The sequence below is a fragment of the Rhizobacter sp. P2_H2 genome, from assembly GCF_056403375.1.
The window spans coordinates 1-5,227 of record NZ_JBFUFP010000325.1 but is presented as its reverse complement, the minus strand read 5'-3'; the positions used below and the strand labels follow the sequence as shown (position 1 = coordinate 5,227).

Sequence of the window (5,227 nt, the reverse complement as noted above, 5' to 3'; positions counted from 1 at the left end):
GTCCACCAGAAGGCGTGCGCGCGCGGCGGGCGCAGCCAGCGGCCGACCCACGGCAGCGTGGCCAGCAGCCAGGCGAGCAGCACGCTGTCGAGCGCGACGCGCAGGTCGAAGCGCGCGCCCAGCCACAGCGCGGCGGCCCAGTCGCCGGCCGACAGCGCCGCGTCGGGCGGTGCGAACCAGAGGCCGAAGACGGCGCGGTACACGGTGCCGACGACGAGGAGCACGGCGGCCATCGCGAGGGCGAGGCGAAGATGCGGACGCAGCAGGGACATGGTCGATTCGATCTCAGGAGGTCGGCGCCACGGTCGCGCGGCCACGCAGCCGCGCGATCAGGAACGCCACGCAGCGTGCCAGCGCCCACAGCCACAGCAGCGGGTCCAGCAGCGCATCGAAGACGTTGCCGGTCGGCAGGTGCGTCACGGCATGGAAGGTCAGCGCCAGCAGCACGGCCCAGGCGGCCGCGTGCTGCCGGCCGCGCACGATCACCGCGAGCGCGAACACCGACAGCACGACGGCTGCCACAGGCGCCTGCACCGCATCGAAACCCCACGGGTACAGGCCGAGCGACAGCGCGCCGACCGCATCGGCATAGAGCACCAGGCCGCCGGCCACCAGGGCCGCGGCCAGCGCGGGCGGCAGGGTCTGCTGCGCGGGGCGATCGACGAAGCGCTTCCAGACCGAGAYACCGCACAACGCGGCGAACAGCCCGCTCGGTTGCTGGAATGCGAGGCCGAGCCACCAGGCCGGCGAGGCCGGGCCGGGCAGCCACATCGCGGCCAGCGCGAGCAGTGCAACGGCAGCGCGTGGCTTCGTTCCTCGCAGCGGCAGCAGCGACAACAGCAGCGCCGCGCCGACCACGCCCCACGCCAGCCGTGCCCAGACGATCTGCTGACCGAGTTCAGGCAGCGTCATGGCGCGCCCTCCCCGTCCTCGATGTCATAGACCTGGTGCCCGATCGCCTGCCGCTGCGCGGTGTAGGTGACGTGCAGTTGCCGGCCCAGCTGCTGCACGCTCGGGTACGAGAACTCGTCGCCGGCGTTGCCGCGCTGCACGTCGAGTGCCGGCGTCCAGGCCTGCGCATCGGCCGAGGTCGACAGCCGCAGCCACTGGCGCGGCGAGCCGCCGGGCAGCGTGTCGTTGTGCAGCAGCACGTAGCCGCCGTTGGCCAGGCGCAGCGCGGCGACCGAGTCGTCGCGGTTCGGGATCTCGAGCGGCGCAACGTCTTCCCAGTGCCGGCCGGCGTCGTGGCTCACCGCCTGCTGCACGCGGTGCGACGGGCCGATGTCGCGCATCACCGCGCGCAGCTCGGTGCCCGACACCGGCAGCAGCGCCGGCTGCAGCGCGGTCGTCGAGCGGCCGATGCGGCTCAGCCAGCGCGGCGCGCCGTCGGCATCGAAGGACACGACCATCGGGTACTTGTTGCGCAGCTCGAAGTAGGCCGGCAGCAGCCAGCCGCCATCGTCGAGCCCGACCGGGTTGGTGCGCACCAGCACGCTGGTGTCGGCCAGCGGCGTCAGCGGCAGCACGCGGCGCACCGCGAAGCTGCGGGCCGCATCGGCGGATTCGAGCTGCACGACGCGCGCCGCCGCCCAGCCGCCCAGTCCGGTCGCGACCATGAAGACATGCACGCGGCCATCCGGCGCGACCCAGGCCGACGGGTTGCCGATGCGGCGCACGCCGAAGCCGAGCTGGCGGCCCAGGCCCGCGCGGTCGACCACCTTCTGTGCCGAGCTCCAGCGGCCGTCGGCCCAACGGGCGAGGTACAGGCTGACGTCGGGTGCGCTCTCGCGCGAACCGGCCCACCAGAACGCGAGCAGCTCGCCGTTCGGCAGCACCGTCAGTGCGCTGGCATGGGCAGCGGGCACGCCGTCAGGCATCGGGATGCGCTGCGACGAGCGGGGCACGAGGCGCGGCATCTTCGCGGGCCCATTCACCGGCTTCACCGCCAGCCGCGGTTCACGAGCCGTCGCACCCGTGATGGCAGCGCGCCGCCATTCGGCCGCCGCGCCCAGCATCACACAGGCCAATGCCAGCACCAACATCCTCGGCGACCGCCGCGCCCGACTCATTCCGCGCCTCTCATTCCGCGCCCGTGCCCTTGCTTGAAAGGCGCAGATTGTGACAGCCGGGGCCGGCTTCAGCGCGATCCCGCCCGAACATGCAGAATGCGGCACGCGAAGGAGGCAGCATGCTCTCTCAGTCCCCCGCCACCCGAACCGCGGCCGACGTGGCGTCGCCGCAGCACCTGCAGGCGATCGCGCAGTCGCACGCGCGCTGTGCCGCGCTCGGGCTCGACGAATCGGCGGTGCCCGAGCTGAACCGGGCCTCCGCCGCGCGGCTGCAGGAATCGCGCGAACGCCACCGCCGGCTGCACGAGCAGGCGACGCCGGTGATGGAGCTGCTGTTCGAGCAGATCGCCTCGTCGCACAGCATGGTCGCGCTGACCGATCCGAACGGCGGCATCCTGCACAGCTTCGGCGACGACTCCTTCCTCGAACGCGCGCAGCAGGTCGCGCTCTCGCCCGGCGTGAACTGGTCGGAACCGAACAAGGGCACCAACGCGGTCGGCACCGCCCTCTTCACCGAGGCGCCGACGCTGGTGCACGGCGACGAGCATTTCCTGCGCGCCCACCGTTTCCTCACCTGCTCGGCCGCGCCGATCTTCGACCATGCCGGCCGGGTGATGGGTGTGCTCGACGTGAGCGGCGACCAGCGCTCGTACCACCCGCACACGCTGGCGCTGGTCGACCTGTCGGCGCGGATGATCGAGAACCAGTGCTTCGCCGACCGCTTCCGCAACGGGCTGCGGCTGCACTTCCATGCCGAACCGGCCTGCATCGGCACCGTGCGCGAAGGGCTGCTCGCGGTCGACCCCGACGGCGCGATCCTCGGCGCCAACCGCAGCGCGCTCGCACAACTCGGCCTGAGCATCGGCGCGCTGCGCATGCTGGGGCTGGAGGGGCTGCTGGGCCTGGGGGTCGGTGCCTTCGCCGACCACGGCCGCCGGCATGGCGACGCGCCGCTCACGCTGCGCCCGGTGCTCGGCCCGGCGGCGGGGGCGCCGCTGCACGTGCGGGCGGTGTTCCAGTGGCCGGTGTTCTGGTCGGCGGCGAGCCTGGTCTCGCAGGCCACGCTGTCGCCGGTCGCGCTGCCGGCGGGCTTGGCACCCACGGCTGCCGAGGCTCCGCCGACGCTCGAAGCGCTGGAGACCGATGCGATCCGCCGCGCCGTCGCGGCGGCCGGCGGCAATGTCTCGCTGGCGGCACGGCAGCTCGGCGTGGCCCGCAACACGGTGTACCGTCGCCTGAAGGGGTAGCCACGAATCCGCCGTCGTCCTACACACTCGCTGCCCATCCCTCCCTACGATCGGCCTTCGCCGTAGCTTCCGCCTGAATGACCGACTCCACCGCCTCCCGCCCGGTTCCCACCGCCGACCTGCCCGCCGAGGCCGTCGATGCGGGAGCCGACGCCCCCGCGGTGCTGTGCCCTCGCCACGACCTGGTGATCTGCGAGCAGTGCGACGCGGTGCACCAGCGCGTGCCGCTGCAGCCCGGCGAGACCGCGCACTGCCGGCGCTGCCGCGCGCTGCTCGGCCGCGGCCACCGGGTGTCGCTGCCCGGGCTGCTGGCACTCGCGATCGGCGGCCTGGTGTGCTTCGTGATCGGCAACCTGACGCCGCTGGTCTGGATCTCGGTGCGCGGATCGCCCGATCCGGTGACGCTGCCCGAGGCGCTGTGGCAGACCTGGGAGGCCGGCCAGCCGCTCGGCGCGATGCTGGCCGGCGCGACGGCCATGGTGTTTCCGTTCATCGTGATCGCGCTGCGCCTGTACCTGCTGTGGCCGATGACGCGGCGCCGCCTGCCGCAAGGGTTCATGCCGGCGATGCGGCTGCTGCGCTTCGCCACGCGCTGGAGCATGGTCGAGGTGTTCATGCTGGGCGCGCTGGTGGCCGTGGTGCGCAGCGCCGGGCTCGCGAGCGTGGTGCCGGGGCCGGCCCTGTTCGCCTACGGCGTGCTGACGGTGCTGCTCACTTCAAGCAGCGCCGCCGGGCTGCACCGGTTGTGGCAGCTGGGCAGCGAGTGGCAGGCCGAACAGCAAGCCGGCCCCGCGCAACCCGACCCTGGCGAGGCGGCGACCCGATGAACGCGCGCTGTGCCCGCCTCTACAACTGCGGCGCCTGCGGGCTGGTGTCGCAACGCATCGATGCCGGCCTGCCGGACGACCATGACGACATCGCCTGCCCGCGCTGCGGCAGCGCGCTGCACCTGCGCATCCCCGACAGCCTGCAGCGCACCTGGGCCTGCCTGGCCGCCGCGCTGCTGCTGTATGCGCCGGCCAACCTGCTGCCGATCCTGATCACCTCGAACGTGTTCGGGCGTGACAGCCACACCATCCTCGGCGGCATCGTCGACCTGTGGAACGCCGATTCGTGGGGCCTGGCGCTGATCGTGTTCATCGCGAGCATCGCGGTGCCGATCCTGAAGATCGCGACGCTGTCCTTCCTCGCCTTCACCGCGCAGCGCTGCAGCTGCGTGCGGGGCGTGCCGCGCACCCACCTGTACCGGCTGGTCGAGGCGGTGGGGCACTGGTCGATGCTCGACGTCTTCGTCGTCGTGCTGCTGGTCGGCATGGTGCGCTTCGGTGCCTTCGGCATCGTCGAGCCGGGGCCGGGGCTGCTGGCCTTCGGCGCGGTGGTGGTGCTGACGATGCTGGCCAGCGCGAGCTTCGATCCGCGCCTGCTGTGGCCCGACGAGGTCGACGACAATCCCTCCCCTGCCCATGGCTGACGAATCCCCACCCTCCGAGCCCACGCCGGTGCCTGCACCGGCCCCCCTTCCCGTGCCGCCCGCGCCGACCATCGTCAGCCGCAAGCGCTCGCTCCCGTCGGTGGTGTGGCTGGTGCCGCTGATCGCGCTGGCGGTGGGCGTGTCGCTGGTGGTCAACAGCCTGCTGCAGGCGGGTCCGCACATCACGATCGAGTTCCGCACCGCCGAGGGGCTGGAGGCCGGCAAGACCGAGGTGCGCTACAAGGAGGTGGTGGTGGGCCGCGTCGATGCGGTGTCGCTCAGCGAGGACCGCAAGCGCGTGATCGCCTCGGTGCGGCTCGCGCGTTCGGCGGCGGCGCTGGCGGTGGAAGACACCAATTTCTGGGTCGTGCGGCCGCGCATCGGCGTGGGCGGCATCAGCGGCCTGGCGACGCTGGTGTCGGGCGCGTACATCGGTGCCG

The 5,227-nt window shown here is 72.8% G+C and carries 7 protein-coding genes; 4 read left to right on the top strand and 3 right to left on the bottom strand.

The annotated features are described in order from the left end of the window. From AC1D15_RS17035 to AC1D15_RS17025, 3 genes are all read right to left on the bottom strand, one after another. On the bottom strand, nt 1-272 hold a 272-nt coding region (locus AC1D15_RS17035), incomplete at its 3' end, for a hypothetical protein (RefSeq protein WP_477826897.1). A 13-nt stretch (nt 273-285) separates the two neighbouring features. Then, on the bottom strand, nt 286-912 hold the full coding sequence (locus tag AC1D15_RS17030; RefSeq protein ID WP_477826896.1) for a hypothetical protein: 627 nt from the start codon (nt 910-912) through the stop codon (nt 286-288). Beyond that, nucleotides 909-2,042: a sialidase family protein gene (locus tag AC1D15_RS17025; RefSeq protein ID WP_477826895.1), complete on the bottom strand. Its 1,134-nt coding sequence runs from the start codon at nt 2,040-2,042 to the stop codon at nt 909-911. The genes AC1D15_RS17030 and AC1D15_RS17025 overlap by 4 nt, the downstream gene beginning before the upstream one ends. Nucleotides 2,043-2,188: 146 nt before the next feature. Here AC1D15_RS17025 and AC1D15_RS17020 point away from each other — a divergent pair, with 146 nt between their 5' ends. From AC1D15_RS17020 to AC1D15_RS17005, 4 genes are all read left to right on the top strand, one after another. Then, on the top strand, nt 2,189-3,316 hold the full coding sequence (locus tag AC1D15_RS17020) for a GAF domain-containing protein (RefSeq protein WP_465111751.1): 1,128 nt from the start codon (nt 2,189-2,191) through the stop codon (nt 3,314-3,316). A gap of 77 nt (nt 3,317-3,393) precedes the next feature. After that, nucleotides 3,394-4,143 (top strand): paraquat-inducible protein A, encoded by a 750-nt coding sequence (locus AC1D15_RS17015; RefSeq protein ID WP_477826894.1) that lies wholly within the window; start codon nt 3,394-3,396, stop codon nt 4,141-4,143. Then, nucleotides 4,140-4,787, top strand: a complete 648-nt coding sequence (locus AC1D15_RS17010; RefSeq protein ID WP_047513095.1) for a paraquat-inducible protein A — start codon at nt 4,140-4,142, stop codon at nt 4,785-4,787. Before AC1D15_RS17015 ends, AC1D15_RS17010 begins: the two co-directional genes overlap by 4 nt. Then, nucleotides 4,780-5,227 (top strand): MlaD family protein (locus AC1D15_RS17005; RefSeq protein WP_477826893.1); only part of this gene is annotated, 448 nt, incomplete at its 3' end. The genes AC1D15_RS17010 and AC1D15_RS17005, both read left to right, overlap by 8 nt.